Here is a 15,773-nt window from a genome sequence, read left to right as displayed (position 1 = left end):
TAAACCTAATGACAGAAATTGTCATTAGCCCGCGTTAGACCGGCGGCACCCCAATTTCGGAGCCCAATTATGTTGACCCTTCTTACCTACCCTTCCGCTTTCGGACTTTTCAGCGCCAGCCCCTTTTGCGTCAAAACCGCCTATATGCTGCAGCTGGCCGGGCTGCATTGGCGCCGCTCGGACATGGTTGATCCGCGTCAGATGCCGCACAGCAAGTTGCCGGTTTTGCGCACACCCGAACGCTTGGTGCCGGACAGCGACCAGATTCGCGACTGGTTGGAAGCGCAGGGCGCCGAATTCGACCGTGGCTTGAGCGATGTGCAAAAGGGCCAGTCCCGCGCGTTGATCCGCATGGCCGAGGAACATCTGTATTTCCAGATTGTCATGGACCGCTGGGCCAACGACGAGGTTTGGCCAGTTCTGCGCGACACCTTCTTCTATGAGATTCCCCGAATCGTCCGACGCCCGATCTCGAACTCGGTCCGTAAATCGGTCTTGAAAGGCCTTCGGTCGCAAGGGATCGGACGCTTCTCCGAGGCCGAACGGATGGCACGGGTCGAACGCGACCTCGAGGCGATCTCAGCCTATCTGTGGCAGGCCCCGTATCTTTTGGGGGATCACCCCACTTCGGCCGACCTCAGCGTCGGCCCTATTCTGGCCGCGATGCGGGCCACTCCGGCCGATACCCGGCTGACCCGGCGCATCAAACAGGATACGCTGCTGAACAGTTATGTTGACCGGATGGAACAGGCGATCCCCCTGCCATGAGGAGTTTCGATGACCCCAACGTGGCGTCTGCCTACGAGGCATTCGCCGCGGACACCAGGCGCGGAGCTCTGGTTTTGCGCGATCTGGTCCTCGCCACCGCGCAGGAACTTCAGCCGGCGGTTTCGGTGACCGAGGCTCTGCGATGGGGCCAGCCGGCCTATCTGAGCCCCAAGGGCACGACAATCAGGCTGGGCGGGCACACGTCCGCCCGGTTTGCCCTGTTTGTCCACTGCCAGACCCGGCTTATCGGTGAGTTTACCTCGGCCTTTCCCGGCGCTGACAGGATTGACGGCAATCGCGCCATCCTGTTCGACGAGGTCGGACAGATCGACCCCGTCCGGCATGGATGGCTGATCGCCCGGGCGTTGACCTATCACCGCTGACGGCGCTTGCGCTCGACCTTGCGTTTGATCTTGTCCTTCTTGCGCTTGGTGCTGACCGCCTTGCGCCGTGTCGGACGACCCGACTTGCCACGTCCGCCGCCGCGCGGCATGGCCTGATCTTCGATCGACAGCAGCTCCAGCTCCAGCCCACCGGTCACCGGCGTGGCCTCGGTCAGGCGCACGGTGACGCGCTGGCCGATGGCGATGGTCAGGCCGGTATCGGCCCCCATCAGGGTGCCGGCCTCGGCGTCGAAGTGGAAGAACTCGCGCCCCAGCGACCGCACCGGCACCAGCCCGTCGGCCCCGGTTTCGTCCAGTTTGACGAAGGCTCCGAACCGGGCGATGCCGCTGATGCGGCCGGTGAACTCGTTGCCGACGCGCTCGCTCAGATAGGCCGCCAGATAGCGGTCTGTCGTGTCGCGCTCGGCCATCATCGAGCGGCGCTCGGTGTCCGAAATATCGGTGGCGATCTCCTCCAGACGCTCGATCTCGTCGGCGGTCAGCCCGTCCTTGCCCCAGCCATGGGCAGAGATCAGCGCTCGGTGAACGATCAGGTCGGCATAGCGGCGGATGGGTGAGGTGAAATGCGCGTAGTTGCGCAGCGCCAGCCCGAAATGGCCAAAGTTTTCGGGGCTGTAATAGGCCTGCGCCATCGACCGCAAGGTACTGAGATTGATCAGCTCGGCATCTTCGGTGCCAGCGGCGGCATTCAGCAGCGCGTTCAGGTGACGGGTCTGCAACACCTGTCCCTTGGCCAGGTTCAGCCCGGCGGCCTGCGCCGTCTCACGCAGGCTTTCCAGCTTTTCGGGCGCTGGTTCTTCGTGCACGCGGAACAGCAACGGGCTGCGCTTGGCGATCAGCGTCTCGGCCGCGGCCACATTGGCCAGGATCATGAACTCCTCGATCAGCCGGTGCGCGTCCAGCCGCTCGCGGAAGGCCACGCTTTCGACCTCGCCCTTGTCGTTCAGCACGATCTTGCGTTCCGGCAGGTCCAGATCCAACGGCTGGCGTTCGTTGCGGGCCATCTTCAGCGCGCCGTAGGCGGCATAGAGCGGTTTCAGGACGCTCTCCAGCAGCGGCCCGGTCCGGTCATTGGGGGTGCCGTCGATGGCCTCCTGCACCTCGGCATAATGCAGAGACGCGGCCGAGCGCATCAGCCCGCGCACAAAGCGGTGGTCGATCTTGTTGCCGTTTGCATTGATCCGCATCCGCACCGCGATACAGGCGCGCGGCACGCCTTCGTGCAGCGAACACAGATCGCCCGACAGACGGTCGGGCAGCATCGGCACGACGCGGTCGGGGAAATAGGTCGAGTTGCCCCGCTTGCGCGCCTCGCGGTCCAGCGCACTGCCGGGACGCACATAGGCGGCCACATCGGCAATGGCGACCCAGATCACGTGACCGCCCGGGTTTTTCGGATCATCATCGGCATGGGCATAGCAGGCGTCGTCATGGTCGCGCGCGTCCGATGGGTCGATGGTCAGCAGAGGGGTGTCCCGCAGATCCTCGCGCCCTTTCAGCCCGACGGGCTTGGCCCGGTCGGCCTCGGCGATCACGTCATCGGGAAAATCATCCGGGATGCCATGCTGGTGGATCGCGATCAGCGACACCGCCTTGGGCGCGGACGGATCGCCCAGCCGTTCCACGATACGCGCACGCGGCAGCCCCATACGATTTTTCGGCCCGGCCTGCTCGGCCTCGACCAGTTCGCCATCCTTGGCGCCCAGCGCCGCGTCTTCGGCCACCAGCCATTCGGTCGATCCGGCCTTGTCGATGGGCACGATGCGCCCGCCCTCGGCGCCCTTGCGGAAAATCCCAACGACCCGGCGCGGATTGGCGCCGATGCGGCGGATCAGGCGGGCCTCGTAATTGTGGTCTTCTTCATGCACCTGGGTCAGCCGGGCCAGGATGCGGTCACCCTCGCCCAGCGCCGGGTCGCTGGCGCGAGAAATGATCAGCACGATCGGCTCGACCCCTTCGCCATGCCATTCCAGCGGCCGCGCGAACAGGTCCCCATCGGCGTTCGGGGCCTTGACCTGCAGCACGCTGACCGGCGGCAGGCGGTCCGGGTCGCGATAGCTGCGCTTGCGCTTTTCAAGATGCCCCTCGGCCTCAAGCTCTTTGAGGATCCGTTTCAGGTCGATCCGGTCCGCGCCCTTGATGCCAAAGGCCTTGGCAATGTCGCGTTTCGAGGTGAGCGTGGGGTTCGCCGAGATCCAGTCGAGGATCTCCTGCTTGGTCGGTATGCGTTTCATGATTTCCGCCTAGCACGCCGATACGACCGCGTCATGACCAAAAAGTGGCCGGGCGCATCAATCGCTCAGGCGAAATAGTCGGCCAGGATCCGGGCATAGATCGCCTTGAGCTGGCGGATCTGCTCGACCGGGACGGATTCGTCCACCTGGTGCATGGTGCGTCCGACCAGTCCGAACTCGACCACGGGGCAGTGGTCCTTGATGAACCGCGCGTCCGAGGTGCCACCGGTGGTGGACAGCTCGGGCCGACGGCCGGTCTCGGCCTCGACGGCCCGGGCCACCAGATCCGACAGCGGCCCAGGAGGGGTCAGAAAGCTTTCGCCCGAAACTTTGATCCGCGTGTCGATCTGAACGCCGAACTCGGCCGCCACGTCGGCTGCCTGCGCCTTCAGCCAGTCGCTGAGGCTGGCGCCCGAATGCAGGTCGTTGAACCGGATGTTCACCGCGCCACGGCACTGGGCCGGAATGACGTTAGTGGCCGCGTTGCCGGTGTCCATCGTGACCACGGCCAGGGTCGAGGCGTCGAAATGGTCCGTCCCCCGATCCAGCTCGTGACTGGCCAGCCGATCCATCAGCCGCGCCAGCGCGGGCAGCGGGTTTCTGGCGCGATGCGGATAGGCCGAATGGCCCTGCACGCCCGTCACCTCGAACCACGCGGTCATCGACCCGCGCCGGCCGATCTTCATCATCTCGCCCATCTCATTGGGGCAGGTTGGCTCGCCCACCAGACAGACCGACATCCGCTCGTCCTGCGCCTGCATGTAGTCCAGCAGCGCGGTGGTGCCGTCCACCGCATCGCCTTCCTCGTCCCCCGTGATGGTCAGGATGATCGCCCCGTCGGGCGGGGTGTCGCGCACGAAATCCACCGCGGCCGCGACAAAGGCCGCCACCCCCGATTTCATGTCGGTCGCGCCCCGGCCGTACAGAATGCCATCATGGATTTCCGCGCCGAACGGCGGGCGGGTCCATGCGGCCTCATCGCCCACCGGCACCACGTCGGTATGGCCGTTGAACCCGAAACTGCGCGCATGCCCCTTGTCGCCCCACCGGGCGAACAGGTTGCAGACGCCGCCGCGATCCACCCGCGTGCAGGTGAAACCGGCCCGCGCCAGGATATCTTCCAGCAGAATCAGCGCCCCGCCTTCCTCGGGTGTGACCGAGGGGCAACGGATCAGGTCTGCGGTCAACTGGACAGAGTCGGTCATTCAGGGGCCTCGCAGGGTCGGCAGGATGTGGGTTCACGCACAGATTCAACGAATTGGCCGCAATGCCAACCCCGATCGGTGGTTTTCCGGTCGCCCAGCCCGAAAAAACGGCAAAAAAGAAATCCCGGTCGATGACCTCGCGACGACCTTGCCGCGCCATGGCAAATTGCGCTAGAGCGCCGCGAAACAGGTGAACCAGCCATGACGCGCGCCCTTTTCGCATTGATCTGCCTGACCTTCGCGGTCTTTGCACAACACAGCCAAGCCGAAACTCTGACGGTCACGACGGTGGAGCGTCCTCCGTTCTCGTATGTGGATGAGGGCGAGGGCACCGGCTTCTCAATGGACCTGCTGGCCGCGCTGGCTGAAGAACTGGGCTGGGAATACACGGTCGTTCGAGTCGACGCGTTCGGGGACATGCTGTCGGCGGTTGAAAACCGCGAAGCCGACATGGCCGTCGCGAACATTTCGATCACCGCAGGCCGTGAAGCCCGGATGGATTTCAGCCAGCCGATTTTCGAAGCGGGCCTTCAGATCATGGTACCATCAGACGCGGCGCGCAGCCCGTCCTTGATGCAGGCGCTGCTGTCACGCGAGCTGTTCATCGCCATCGGGCTGGCCTTTGCCATCCTGCTGGGTGGCGGCATGCTGATGTGGGGGTTCGAACGCCGATCCCAACCCTATTTCGACCGCGACCTGAACGAGGCCTGGTTCCCATCCTTCTGGTGGGCGTTGAACCTGGTGGTCAATGGCGGCTTTGAAGAGCGGATGCCCCGGACCCCGTTCGGGCGAATTCTGGGTGTGATCCTGGTCGTATCATCGCTGTTCATCGTATCCGTATTCACCGCAAGGATCACCTCGGTCATGACGGTGGATGCGATCACCAGCAACATCAACTCGGTCAATGATCTGTACGGCAAGCAGGTCGGGACGATCTCGGGTTCGACCGCCGCCAGTTTTCTGAACCGGCGCGAGGTCGAATTCACCGGGTACGAAGACCTGGACAGCATGTTGACCGCGTTCAAGGATGGGGACCTGGATGCCGTCGTGTTCGACGCGCCGATCCTGTCGTATTTCGCCGCACATGAAGGCCGCAAGATTGCGGCAATGACCGGCGGCGTCTTCCTGCGCGAGAACTACGGTATCGTCTTCCCGACCGGGTCACCTCTGGTCGAGGATGTGAACCAGGCGCTTCTGGGCCTCCGGGAAGATGGCACCTATGACCAGATCTATCGCAAGTGGTTCGGCACGCGCCGCTAGGCGCCTTCGGGCTTGTCGCCGAAGAAGGGCGTCATCTGCGCAACAATAACCGCGTTTTCCTCAAGCGCCCTCTGCATCAGAGCGCGTTCGTCGGGGTCGATCTCGTGCCCCTGCGCCTCGCGCTCGGCCAGGGTGCCATAGCCGGTTACGTCCAGTGGAGCCGTATCGGCCTGCTTGAGAATGGCCACGGTTTCGCGCACGGCCTCGGCCTCGTCCACTCCGCTGGCATAGCACATAAGCGCCGCGCCGGTGGCGCCTTCGGGCAGGCCGTCGCCATCCTTGCGGCCAATCTGAACCAACAGAGTATAGACCTGCTGGCGCGAGGGTTTCTTTTGCTTTTCCATGCCGTGGGCCTTAGCCGGGGGCCGGTCGATGGTCAAGCATGGCAGCTGGACGCGGTTCCCGGATGCCGTGTCGTTTTTTGACGCGCTCAGGCCCACCATCCGGTCAGACTGGTCCCTAAAAACGACGGAGGACATCATGACCAAACGCGGCCGCTGCCTGTGCGGTGAAACCCGCTGGGAGTTTGAGGGCGCCGAGACCTGGAGCTGCTACTGCCATTGTGACGATTGCCGCCGCAACTGCGCCGCGCCCGTGGTCGCATGGTTGGGCGTACCCTTGCGCAATTTCCGGTGGACCGCCGCAACACCGCGTAGTTTCGCCAGTTCGAAAGGCGTCCAGCGGCATTTCTGCGCAACCTGTGGCTCTCCGATGGGGTTCGAGGCCGACCATTATGAAGGCGGGATGCACCTGTACGCGGCCTCGTTGGAAGACCCTTCGGACTTTGCGCCAACCTTTCATGTCAACTATCAAAGCAAGCTGCCCTGGCTGGAACTGCGCGATGACTTGCCGAAATACGAAGGCACCCTGCTGCACGCGCCCGAGGATCTCGCCGACTACAAGGCGGGATAGGTCCTACCCTACCAAAGAAAAGGCCGCGGACCAGAGCCGCGACCTTTGGAACTTTGAACAATGTTTATGATCAATCCCGCAGCAGCTCGTTGATCCCGGTCTTCGAGCGGGTCTTTTCATCGACGCGCTTCACGATCACCGCGCAGTACAGGTTGATCCCGTTCTTCGACGGCATCGAGCCGGACACCACCACCGAATAAGGCGGCACCTCGCCATAGAACACCTCGCCCGTTTCGCGATCGACGATCTTGGTGGACTGGCCGATATAGACGCCCATGCCCAGGACCGAGCCCTCGCGGATGATGCAGCCTTCGACCACCTCGGACCGCGCCCCGATAAAGCAGTTGTCCTCGATGATGGTCGGGCCGGCCTGCATGGGTTCCAGCACGCCGCCGATGCCGACGCCGCCCGACAGGTGCACGTTCTTGCCGATCTGCGCACAGGACCCGACCGTGGCCCAGGTATCGACCATCGTGCCTTCGTCCACATAGGCGCCGAGGTTCACGAAAGACGGCATCAGCACCACGCCCGGCGCGATATAGGCCGACTTGCGAACCACGCAGTTGGGCACCGCGCGGAAACCGGCCGCGCGCCACTGGTTTTCACCCCAGCCGGCGAATTTGCTGTCGACCTTGTCCCACCAGCCGCCGCCCTGCGGGCCGCCGGACTGAATTTCCATGTCCTTGATGCGAAAGCCCAGCAAAACCGCCTTTTTGGCCCACTGGTTCACATGCCAGCTGCCATCGGCCTGCTTCTCGGCGACCCGCAGCGCGCCGCTGTCCAGCGCGTTCAGCGTGTCCTCGATCGCTTCGCGCTGTTCACCGGTGGTGGCGGGCGTGATCGTGTCGCGGGCCTCCCATGCGGCCTCGATGGCGGTTTCCAGTTGGGCGTTGGACATGGGGTTACTCCGTGCTGACTCTCGTTTGGTTGGTGTTGCCTATATGAAAGCCGGGGCCAATGCGCAATGCGACGTTGGCGGAGCCGTTTGCGGCCACCCGGCGCGAAAACCCGTCGGTCTCAGCTGGCGCGGCGGATATGGCGCACCAGAATCGCTGTGGCCGTGGCGGTATCGCGGCGCTTCATCGCCTGCACGATGGCGGCGTGGTCGGTGTCTTTCCGCTGGACCCAGCGGTGACGCCAATGGGCGAACAGATGGCGGGCGCTGGCGATATGCAGATCGTCGATCGTATGCAGCAGGCGCGGCCGCGCGCAGGGTGTCAGGATCGCCCGATGAAAGGCGCGGTTCCGGGTTTCCCATGTGGGCATGTCCTGCGCCTCGTCGCAGGCGATGCGGGCCTTGTCGGCCGCCTTGAGATCCGCCGGTGTCAAATTCTGGATCGCATGTTGCAGGGCCAGCGATTCCAGGGCCACGCGCATCTCGATCACCTCGCGCACCTCGGCCGGGTCCAACGCGGTGACGCGCATGCCGCGCCGTGGTTCGCTGTGGGCCAGGCCATGCGCCTGAAGCCGCAACAGCGCCTCGCGCACCGGGACATGGCTGGTGTCGAACGCCCGCGCGATATGGTCCTGCCGCAGTTTCTCACCCGCGGGGAGCTCGCCCGTGATGATGCGCTGGCTGAGCCGGTCATAGATGGAATCTGCGATCGTGGCGGTCATGGGATTTTATCTATAATCCCAAGGCTCGGGCCTCAAGGCGCAAATTCAGGCGGTCAGAGGGTCAGGCGCGATATTGCCCCCGCAGACCAGAACCGCGACCCGTTCGCCCGGTTCCGGCGTGTAGACGCCCGAGGTCAAGGCCGCCAGGGCCGTCGCGCCCGCCGGCTCGACCAGAATGCGATGCGCCTGCCACAGGCGCTGTTGCGCCTCGGCGATCGCGTCATCGCTGACCAGCACCGACGTCATCCGCTGCGCCAGCCCGAAACAGATGTCGCCGATCCGCCGCGCACCCAGCGCGTTGGCAGCTATGCCGGAAACGGACACATCCACGGGCGCTCCGGCCTGCAACGCCGCGTTCAAGGCACATGACGTTTCCGGCTCGACCGCAACGACCTTGCGCGCGCCCTGAAACCAGGCCAGCGCCCCCGCGATCAGCCCGCCGCCGCCCACCGCCACCAATACGGTATCGGCTTGCAGGCCTTGGCTGTCCCATTCGGCAAAACAGGTGCCCTGCCCGGCCACGGTGGCCGGCGCATCATAGGCATGGATCTGCATCGCACCTGTTCGATCTTCGTGTTCACGCGCCATCGCCAGGGCGTTTGCGTATTCACCCGGCACCACGCTCAGATCCGCGCCGATCCGTTCGATCAGGGCGATTTTGGACGGGCCGGCCATCTCGGGCACGAAGATCTTGGCCGGATGGCCCAGCGCCCGCGCAGCATAGGCCGCAGCCGCACCGTGATTCCCGCCCGAGGCGGCCACGACCCCTGCCGCCGGCACATCGAGGCTGAGCAACGTGTTGAACGCCCCGCGCGCCTTGAAACTGCCGGTGTGCTGGAAATGCTCCAGCTTCATCTCGACCGGCTGCGCCAGTCCCAGCGCGTCGCTTGTCATGACCGGTGTCACCTGCGCGTGGCCATTGATGCGTTCGGCTGCGGCCGAAATTTCAGTCTTCCAATCCATTCTCGTCTTTCCGTGACTGGCACTCTGCCCGCGAACCCTATAGCTGTTTGAAAAACACGCAAGCAGGGAACCCCCAGCAATGAGAGAAGACCGCCTCAGCCCTTTCCGCGATGCGCATACCGACCGCTCGACCGCAAGCGAAGTCCCCGACACGCCGCAGACACGCTCGCCCTCGTACCGGCTGGCCTTTGCCGATGACGATTTCCTGTGCCGCGAGGAACTGCGGCCCGTGCGTCTGCAACTGGAACTGCTGAAGCCCGAAATGATCATGGCCGAACGCCAGATCACGTCGACCATCGTGATGTTCGGCGGCGCGCGAATCCCGGAACCGGCCAAAAAGGACAGCGCCCGGACGGCCACGTTGGCCGGTCTGTCGCAATACTATGACGAGGCGCGCGAATTCGCCCGGCTGATGACCGAGAAATCCAAGCAAAGCGGGTGCCGCGAGAACGTCATCGTCACCGGCGGTGGCCCCGGCGTGATGGAGGCCGGAAATCGCGGCGCCAAGGATGCCGGTGGCTGCTCGATCGGGCTGAACATCGTGCTGCCGCACGAGCAGGCGCCCAATGCCTATGTCACCCCTGAGCTGAGCTTCAATTTCCACTATTTCGCCATACGCAAGATGCATTTCCTGATGCGCGCCCGTGCGATCACCATCTTCCCCGGCGGATTCGGCACGATGGATGAGTTGTTTGAGTCCCTCACCCTGATCCAGACCGGCCGGATGGAGCGCGTGCCGTTCCTGCTGTTCGGGCGCGAGTTCTGGGAGCGGGTGATCAATTGGGAAGCGCTGGCCGATGCCGGGACCATTTCCGAAGAGGATCTGGACCTGTTCCGCTTTGTCGATACCGCGCAGGAGGCGGTCGACATCATCGAGCGCTGGGAACCCGCCCCGCCGCGCGACGACATTCCGGGGCGCTGAGCGATGGCGCGCACCCCCAAGACAGGTGAGATGCTGCATCTGCGCGGCAATGCCCTGAGCAAAGGCGACCCGGTGGCCTTGCCGCTGACCCAAAGCAGCATGTTCCACCTGCCCGGCGCGCCGGACGGTCACCCGACCTATGGCCGGGTGGACAACCCGACCTGGACACAGGTCGAGCATGTGCTGGCGCATCTCGAAGACGCACCCTGCCTGATTTTTCCGTCCGGCATGGGTGCAATTTCGGCGGCGTTGTTCGCGACCGTGCGCTCGGGGTCGCGCATCCTGATCCCGTCGGACGGGTATTATGTCACCCGCCTGCTGGCCGACCGGTTCCTCGCCCCGCTGGGCGTGTCGGTCGAAGAGCGCCCAACGACCGCATTTGCGCAGGGCGGGTTCGACGGGTTCGACGTGGTCTTCGTCGAAAGCCCCTCCAACCCCGGGCTCGACATGATCGACCTGGCGCAGGTGGCCCGCGACGTGCGCGCCGCGGGTGGCATCACCATCGCCGACAACACGACGCTGACCCCGCTGGGACAGCGCCCGCTGGACCTGGGCATCGACATCGTCGTCGCCTCGGACACCAAGGCGATGGGCGGGCATTCCGACCTGCTGATGGGCCACGTGGCCAGCCGCGATGCCCAGATCATGGAACGGGTCGAGGAATGGCGTCGCGTCTCGGGCGCGATCCCCGGCCCGCATGAGGCCTGGCTACTGCATCGCGGGCTGGAGACGCTGGACGTCCGGTTCGACCGCATGAGCAGCTCGGCGCAGGTTCTGGCCGAACGGCTGGCCGATCATCCGGCGGTCACGCAGATCCGCTATCCAGGCCTGCCGTCGGACCCGTCGCACGATCTGGCCCGAAAACAGACCGCACGGTTCGGCTTTCTGCTGACGATCACGCTGGCCTCGGAAGACCAGGCCGAACGGTTCATCAATGGCTGCCCGCTGTTGCGCCCGGCCACGTCCTTCGGTGGCGTGCACAGCTCGGCCGAGCGGCGCGCGCGCTGGGGGGATCAGGTCGATCCCGGTTTCGTGCGCCTGTCGGTCGGGTGTGAACCAGTGGACGAGCTGTGGCAGGCTCTGAACGACAGCCTAAATGCGCTGGTCTGAGCCTTATTTCTTGGGCTCGCGCAGTTCAGTGAACACATAGATCGGCAGCAGAACCCCGGCGATCAGGGCGCCCAGCCAAACCAGCAGCGTCGCCGCAAGCAGGTTCGAGATGCCGCCCACGGTCAGCCCCGCGGCGACCAGATCGGTGATCAGCAGGCCCACGAAGGTGACCACCAGCGCGATGCCGCCCTTCAGCGCCGGCACGTTCTTTTCCCCGATCTTCAGGATCAATGGCTCGGCCACGACCTGAACCAGGGTGAACACGATCACCACCACGATGAAGGACACCGGCTTGATCGAAAAGCCGGTCAGCAACAGGCTGGCCAGCAACAGACCGATGGCATTGCCCGCCAACAGGGCCAGGGCCGACTTGATTCTGCGTGACATGCGTTTGACTCCATCCGCAACAGTTCGAAACATGCGGATACTATCAGGATGCCGGAATTTTTCGAGAAAATTCAATCTCCTCGGTATTCGGTCCTGTTGAAATTCCATGACACGGCACAATCTGAAAGGTTAACTGCCAACAACATCCACTGGCGAAACCCATCAGAAACGAGAGATATATGAGCGACAATCCATATTCGGTGTTGGGCGTCTCGAAAGACGCCAGTGCCGCCGAAATCAAGAAAGCCTACCGGAGCATCGCCAAGGACTGCCACCCGGACCTCAAGCCCGGGGACGCCAAGGCCGAAGCCAAGTTCAAGGCCGCCGCCGCAGCCTATGACCTTTTGAAAGACCCCGAAACCCGGGCAAAATTCGACCGGGGCGAGATCGACGCCTCGGGTCAGGAACGCCCGCAGCAGCAATACTACCGCGAATATGCGGAAACCGCGGGCAACCCCTATCGCGCGGGCGGCGGGGTCGAGGACGACGACATGTCGGACATCTTCGCCCAGTTCTTCGGGAACCGTGGCAACGGTGGCTTCAGCGGGGGGAGTGCGCGCGAGTTTCATGCGCCCGGTCACAACGTGAACTACAGCCTGCAGATCAGTTTCCTGGATGCCGTCTTTGGCGCCACGCAAAAGCTGACCCTGCCCAGTGGTGACCGGATCGAGGTGAAGATCCCCGCCGGCATCACCGACGGCCAGACCATCCGCCTGCGAGGCAAGGGTGCCCCGGGCTATGGTGAAGGGCCACCGGGCGACGCGCTGGTCACGATCCGCGTGGCCGAACACCCGGTGTTCAAGCGCGAGGGCGACGACATCCGCATCACCCTGCCGATCACCATCGACGAGGCCGTTCTGGGCGGCAAGGTCCCCGCGCCCACGATCGACGGCCGCGTGAACGTGACCGTGCCCGAGGGCACCAGCAGCGGCAAGACCCTGCGCCTGCGCGGCAAGGGCGTCAGGAAACGCGGCTCGGACAAACGCGGCGACCAGCTGATCGAGCTGAGCGTGGTGATGCCCGACAAGATCGACGACGAACTGAAGCAGTTCATGCAGAACTGGCGCAAGTCACACAGCTATGACCCGCGGAAAGGAATGCCGGCATGACCCGTTCTCTGACCGAAGCCGAACTGATCGAAGCCGTCCAGAACCTGACGTCCGAGCGGTTGTCCCGATTCCTGTCCGCCCGGATCGTGATCCCGCGCCAGTCCGACCAGGGGCTGGTCTACGAGCGGCTGGACATGGCGCGCCTGCAACTGGCCTGCGAGCTGGACGACCAGTACGAGATGGAGCCCGACGCCCTGTCGATGGTGCTGTCGCTGATCGACCAGATGCACGGCCTGCGAGCCGAACTGCGCGAGGTGCTGCGCGCCATCGACGCCCAACCCGACCCGGTGCGCAGCCAACTGGTCGAACGGATCGGAACAGCGCGGTTCCGCCGCAGCTAGGGCCTGCGTGCAAGGCGGGTTTGCCCTTCTGGACTCGGTGGTTTTGCCTTAGAAGGCGCCATCGATTCAGAACCGGGTGCTGCGATGACACGGACCAAGTCGGAATTGCTGATGCCTGCGGGCAATCTGCGCAAGCTGAAACTGGCCGTCCTGTACGGGGCGGATGCGGTGTATCTGGGCACGCCCGACATGTCCCTGCGCACCAAGTCCGAGTTTTCGCTGGACGAGGTGATCGAAGGGGTCGAGTTCTGCCACGCGCATGGCCGGCGCGCCTATCTGACGCTGAACTTGTTTTCGCACAACAAGGACATCCCCAAGCTGGATGAATACATCGACACCGTGCGCAAGGTACGGCCCGACGGGTTGATCATCGCCGACCCCGGCGTGTTCCAGTATGTGCGCGACCGCGCGCCCGAACTGCCGCTGCATATCTCGACCCAAGCCAATATCTGTTCGTGGCTGTCGGTGAAGTTCTGGCAGGATCAGGGTGCCGAACTGGTGGTGCTGGCGCGCGAGGTCTCGTACCCCGAACTGGTGGAAATCCGCGAGAACTGCCCCGACATCCGGCTTGAGGCCTTTGTGCACGGCGCCATGTGCATGACCTATTCGGGCCGCTGCCTGCTGTCGAATTTCATGGCGGAACGTGGCGCGAACCAGGGCAACTGCGCCAATTCCTGCCGCTGGAACTATGCGCTGAAGCTGCGCCTGAAGGACGGCACCCATCAGGAGCTGCGGATCACCGAGGAAAACGCCGACCTGTTCGAATTCCTGCTGGAAGAGGGCTGCCGCCCGGGTGAACTGATGCCGATCGAAGAGGACGATCGCGGCTCGTACATCCTCAATTCGCGCGATCTGTGCATCATGCCCAAGCTGGACGAATACCTGAAGATCGGCGTCGACAGCCTCAAGGTCGAGGGGCGCGGCAAGTCGGAATATTATGCCGCCATCGTCGCGCGCGCCTATCGCATGGCCATCGACGATTACTATGCCGACCCCGAGAACTGGGACCCGAAGCCGTACATGCGAGAGTTGGAGACCGTGGGAAACCGCGGCTACACGCTGGCCTTTCACGAAGGGCGGCTGACCAACTACGCGCATGATTACGAACACACCGCGACCATCGCCCAGTGGGAATATGCCGGGCTGGTGACCGACGTGACCGAGGATGCCTTCCTGGTCGAGGTGAAGAACAAGCTTGAACCCGGCGACGTGCTGGATTTCGTCTCGCCCATCTCGCGCGAGACGGTCCTTCTGCGCGTCTACGAATTCGAACGCGCCAGTGACGGCGCCAAGCTGGACGTGGTGCATGGCAGCACGAAAACCGTGATCCGCCTGCCGTTTTCCCTGTTCGATCACGAAGACCGCGACGACCTGCGCGCCCGTTTCCCGGTATATTCGGTCCTGCGCAAGGAACGCGCCTTGACCGACGAACATTGGAGCCGCATCCGCTTTGACAAGCTGGTGCAGGGCTTGGAAACCTCGGGGCGCGACAATCCCGCCGCCTATGCGCGCCGCCGGGACGAGCTGGTGGAGAAGATCGGTCAGCACGGCACCGAGCGCCGGTTCAAGACCAACCGCGTGGGGACCGAGGGCTGCTGTGGCAAGGGGTGCAACGGCTGCCTGATCTTCTGGCAGGATGACAAATACGCCCTGGCGCGCGAGGTTCTGTCAAAACGCAAGCAGGGAGAGCAGCTCAGCCGGCGCGAGGCCGCCGCCCTGAAACTGCCCGGCGACGCGGCCCGCGATCAGTTGCCGACGCGGTAATCCTCGGGCACGAAGAACGTATAGTCGCGGTCAGCCACCGCTTCGTGGCAGTCATGGCAATAGGCAACCGCCCTCACGCGATCCCCCATCGTGTCGCCGAACAGCGACCCGTCGGGCATCACCATGACATAGCGCCAGTCTGCGGTGTCGGGGCTGGTGCCTTCCGGCAGTTTCTCCATCACGAACAGGGCGCCGGGATGCACCCGGCCCTCATCCGTGACGGTCATGCTGTCCTTGGCCAGAACCGAGCCCACGGGCAGCTTTTCCCCCGGTTGCAAGGTGCCGTAATTGTGGGCCATCCGGTTCGCATAGCTGTTGACGTAGCGCTGCCCATGCGTGGCCGACAGGTACGGCGCATCGTTGAACAACGGCCAGTTCTGATAATTCATCAGTTGATCCAGATGCGCGGTGGCATAGCCGCGATCCATCTGTTTCCTGAGGGCGCGATAGTTCTGCCGCGCGTCCTCTTTGCTCAGGTCCGCCGGATTCTCGATCGCCAGATGCGCCTCAGTCTCGTTGGATTGCGCCCATGCAATGGCTGCGCCCGATGCCACCAATACGGCGGTCATGCAGATCGTGGACAGTTTCGTCAGTGCGTTCATGTATTGGCCCACCCTGTTCAAGGCTTGCCTGAATTCCGCAGATTTCCCCGACAAATATGAGCGGACTGGACGAAACGCACCAGAACCGGACTGTCCAACTCACCGTCTTGTGCGCAGATTTTACGTGCGCGCAACCGCGCACCTCTCATGGCTCAAGACTATCAAATCCGGCCGT

At 63.9% G+C, this 15,773-nt stretch carries 17 protein-coding genes; 9 read left to right on the top strand and 8 right to left on the bottom strand.

All coding sequences use genetic code 11. The annotated features are described in order from the left end of the window. Positions 1 to 69 precede the first annotated feature (69 nt). The gene (locus tag ACR0IR_RS12870; RefSeq protein ID WP_170364211.1) at positions 70 to 768 is read left to right on the top strand and encodes a glutathione S-transferase family protein; all 699 of its coding nucleotides are present in this window, start codon (positions 70 to 72) and stop codon (positions 766 to 768) included. Continuing rightward, complete coding sequence (locus ACR0IR_RS12865) at positions 765 to 1,151, top strand: DUF1801 domain-containing protein (RefSeq protein ID WP_170364210.1); 387 nt, start codon at positions 765 to 767, stop codon at positions 1,149 to 1,151. The genes ACR0IR_RS12870 and ACR0IR_RS12865 overlap by 4 nt, the downstream gene beginning before the upstream one ends. Here ACR0IR_RS12865 and rnr read toward each other — a convergent pair. Both rnr and dapE read right to left on the bottom strand, forming a co-directional pair. Next, positions 1,142 to 3,406, bottom strand: coding sequence for a ribonuclease R (gene rnr, locus ACR0IR_RS12860; RefSeq protein WP_170364209.1), 2,265 nt, complete (start codon positions 3,404 to 3,406; stop codon positions 1,142 to 1,144). The two genes, ACR0IR_RS12865 and rnr, sit on opposite strands and share 10 nt — an antisense overlap. Before the next feature lie 65 nt (positions 3,407 to 3,471). Next, positions 3,472 to 4,611: a succinyl-diaminopimelate desuccinylase gene (dapE, locus tag ACR0IR_RS12855; protein ID WP_170364208.1), complete on the bottom strand. Its 1,140-nt coding sequence runs from the start codon at positions 4,609 to 4,611 to the stop codon at positions 3,472 to 3,474. A 201-nt stretch (positions 4,612 to 4,812) separates the two neighbouring features. Between dapE and ACR0IR_RS12850 the strand changes: the two genes are divergently transcribed. Continuing rightward, complete coding sequence (locus tag ACR0IR_RS12850; RefSeq protein ID WP_170364207.1) at positions 4,813 to 5,871, top strand: transporter substrate-binding domain-containing protein; 1,059 nt, start codon at positions 4,813 to 4,815, stop codon at positions 5,869 to 5,871. Here ACR0IR_RS12850 and ACR0IR_RS12845 read toward each other — a convergent pair. After that, a complete protein-coding gene (locus ACR0IR_RS12845; RefSeq protein WP_093964213.1) occupies positions 5,868 to 6,215 on the bottom strand; it encodes a hypothetical protein in 348 nt (115 codons plus the stop codon). The genes ACR0IR_RS12850 and ACR0IR_RS12845 overlap by 4 nt on opposite strands. A gap of 136 nt (positions 6,216 to 6,351) precedes the next feature. On the opposite strand from ACR0IR_RS12845, the gene ACR0IR_RS12840 reads away from it, so the two are divergent. Further along, positions 6,352 to 6,783 (top strand): GFA family protein, encoded by a 432-nt coding sequence (locus ACR0IR_RS12840; protein WP_254434000.1) that lies wholly within the window; start codon positions 6,352 to 6,354, stop codon positions 6,781 to 6,783. Between the two features lie 70 nt (positions 6,784 to 6,853). Here the strand turns inward: ACR0IR_RS12840 and dapD are convergent, their stop codons facing one another. The 3 genes from dapD to ACR0IR_RS12825 all read right to left on the bottom strand — a co-directional run bounded on the left by dapD (position 6,854) and on the right by ACR0IR_RS12825 (position 9,363). Next, positions 6,854 to 7,681, bottom strand: coding sequence for a 2,3,4,5-tetrahydropyridine-2,6-dicarboxylate N-succinyltransferase (gene dapD / locus ACR0IR_RS12835; RefSeq protein WP_170364205.1), 828 nt, complete (start codon positions 7,679 to 7,681; stop codon positions 6,854 to 6,856). A 119-nt stretch (positions 7,682 to 7,800) separates the two neighbouring features. Then, positions 7,801 to 8,400, bottom strand: a complete 600-nt coding sequence (locus tag ACR0IR_RS12830) for a GntR family transcriptional regulator (RefSeq protein WP_093964210.1) — start codon at positions 8,398 to 8,400, stop codon at positions 7,801 to 7,803. Positions 8,401 to 8,445: 45 nt separating this feature from the next. After that, complete coding sequence (locus ACR0IR_RS12825) at positions 8,446 to 9,363, bottom strand: threonine/serine dehydratase (RefSeq protein ID WP_170364204.1); 918 nt, start codon at positions 9,361 to 9,363, stop codon at positions 8,446 to 8,448. Positions 9,364 to 9,442: 79 nt separating this feature from the next. On the opposite strand from ACR0IR_RS12825, the gene ACR0IR_RS12820 reads away from it, so the two are divergent. Together ACR0IR_RS12820 and ACR0IR_RS12815 are read left to right on the top strand one after the other, a co-directional pair. Beyond that, positions 9,443 to 10,285, top strand: coding sequence for an LOG family protein (locus ACR0IR_RS12820; RefSeq protein ID WP_093964208.1), 843 nt, complete (start codon positions 9,443 to 9,445; stop codon positions 10,283 to 10,285). 3 nt (positions 10,286 to 10,288) lie between these two features. After that, positions 10,289 to 11,395 (top strand): cystathionine gamma-lyase, encoded by a 1,107-nt coding sequence (locus ACR0IR_RS12815; protein ID WP_170364203.1) that lies wholly within the window; start codon positions 10,289 to 10,291, stop codon positions 11,393 to 11,395. Positions 11,396 to 11,398: 3 nt separating this feature from the next. On the opposite strand, the gene ACR0IR_RS12810 is transcribed toward ACR0IR_RS12815, so the two are convergent. Continuing rightward, complete coding sequence (locus ACR0IR_RS12810) at positions 11,399 to 11,782, bottom strand: hypothetical protein (protein ID WP_093964407.1); 384 nt, start codon at positions 11,780 to 11,782, stop codon at positions 11,399 to 11,401. Positions 11,783 to 11,961: 179 nt separating this feature from the next. On the opposite strand from ACR0IR_RS12810, the gene ACR0IR_RS12805 reads away from it, so the two are divergent. From ACR0IR_RS12805 to ACR0IR_RS12795, 3 genes are all read left to right on the top strand, one after another. Then, positions 11,962 to 12,891 carry a DnaJ C-terminal domain-containing protein gene (locus tag ACR0IR_RS12805; protein ID WP_170342147.1) on the top strand — a complete coding sequence of 310 codons (930 nt, stop codon included), beginning with the start codon at positions 11,962 to 11,964 and terminating at the stop codon, positions 12,889 to 12,891. Then, a complete protein-coding gene (locus ACR0IR_RS12800) occupies positions 12,888 to 13,232 on the top strand; it encodes a hypothetical protein (protein WP_093964205.1) in 345 nt (114 codons plus the stop codon). The genes ACR0IR_RS12805 and ACR0IR_RS12800 overlap by 4 nt, the downstream gene beginning before the upstream one ends. Positions 13,233 to 13,316: 84 nt before the next feature. Continuing rightward, complete coding sequence (locus tag ACR0IR_RS12795) at positions 13,317 to 14,996, top strand: U32 family peptidase (protein WP_170364202.1); 1,680 nt, start codon at positions 13,317 to 13,319, stop codon at positions 14,994 to 14,996. Here the strand turns inward: ACR0IR_RS12795 and ACR0IR_RS12790 are convergent. Next, positions 14,978 to 15,598, bottom strand: a complete 621-nt coding sequence (locus tag ACR0IR_RS12790; RefSeq protein ID WP_254441559.1) for a cytochrome P460 family protein — start codon at positions 15,596 to 15,598, stop codon at positions 14,978 to 14,980. The genes ACR0IR_RS12795 and ACR0IR_RS12790 overlap by 19 nt on opposite strands. Positions 15,599 to 15,773 lie beyond the last annotated feature (175 nt).

This window comes from Ruegeria sp. CF2, from assembly GCF_056537385.1.
The sequence above is the reverse complement of the archived record's forward strand: the minus strand, read 5'-3'. Positions and strand labels throughout refer to the sequence as shown.

Coding starts and splice junctions, on each gene's coding strand:
- ACR0IR_RS12870 (WP_170364211.1), top strand. CDS start 70: ATGTTGACCCTTCTTACCTACCCTTCCGCTTTCGGACTTTTCAGCGCC.
- ACR0IR_RS12865 (WP_170364210.1), top strand. CDS start 765: ATGAGGAGTTTCGATGACCCCAACGTGGCGTCTGCCTACGAGGCATTC.
- rnr (WP_170364209.1), bottom strand. CDS start 3,406: ATGAAACGCATACCGACCAAGCAGGAGATCCTCGACTGGATCTCGGCG.
- dapE (WP_170364208.1), bottom strand. CDS start 4,611: ATGACCGACTCTGTCCAGTTGACCGCAGACCTGATCCGTTGCCCCTCG.
- ACR0IR_RS12850 (WP_170364207.1), top strand. CDS start 4,813: ATGACGCGCGCCCTTTTCGCATTGATCTGCCTGACCTTCGCGGTCTTT.
- ACR0IR_RS12845 (WP_093964213.1), bottom strand. CDS start 6,215: ATGGAAAAGCAAAAGAAACCCTCGCGCCAGCAGGTCTATACTCTGTTG.
- ACR0IR_RS12840 (WP_254434000.1), top strand. CDS start 6,352: ATGACCAAACGCGGCCGCTGCCTGTGCGGTGAAACCCGCTGGGAGTTT.
- dapD (WP_170364205.1), bottom strand. CDS start 7,681: ATGTCCAACGCCCAACTGGAAACCGCCATCGAGGCCGCATGGGAGGCC.
- ACR0IR_RS12830 (WP_093964210.1), bottom strand. CDS start 8,400: ATGACCGCCACGATCGCAGATTCCATCTATGACCGGCTCAGCCAGCGC.
- ACR0IR_RS12825 (WP_170364204.1), bottom strand. CDS start 9,363: ATGGATTGGAAGACTGAAATTTCGGCCGCAGCCGAACGCATCAATGGC.
- ACR0IR_RS12820 (WP_093964208.1), top strand. CDS start 9,443: ATGAGAGAAGACCGCCTCAGCCCTTTCCGCGATGCGCATACCGACCGC.
- ACR0IR_RS12815 (WP_170364203.1), top strand. CDS start 10,289: ATGGCGCGCACCCCCAAGACAGGTGAGATGCTGCATCTGCGCGGCAAT.
- ACR0IR_RS12810 (WP_093964407.1), bottom strand. CDS start 11,782: ATGTCACGCAGAATCAAGTCGGCCCTGGCCCTGTTGGCGGGCAATGCC.
- ACR0IR_RS12805 (WP_170342147.1), top strand. CDS start 11,962: ATGAGCGACAATCCATATTCGGTGTTGGGCGTCTCGAAAGACGCCAGT.
- ACR0IR_RS12800 (WP_093964205.1), top strand. CDS start 12,888: ATGACCCGTTCTCTGACCGAAGCCGAACTGATCGAAGCCGTCCAGAAC.
- ACR0IR_RS12795 (WP_170364202.1), top strand. CDS start 13,317: ATGACACGGACCAAGTCGGAATTGCTGATGCCTGCGGGCAATCTGCGC.
- ACR0IR_RS12790 (WP_254441559.1), bottom strand. CDS start 15,598: ATGAACGCACTGACGAAACTGTCCACGATCTGCATGACCGCCGTATTG.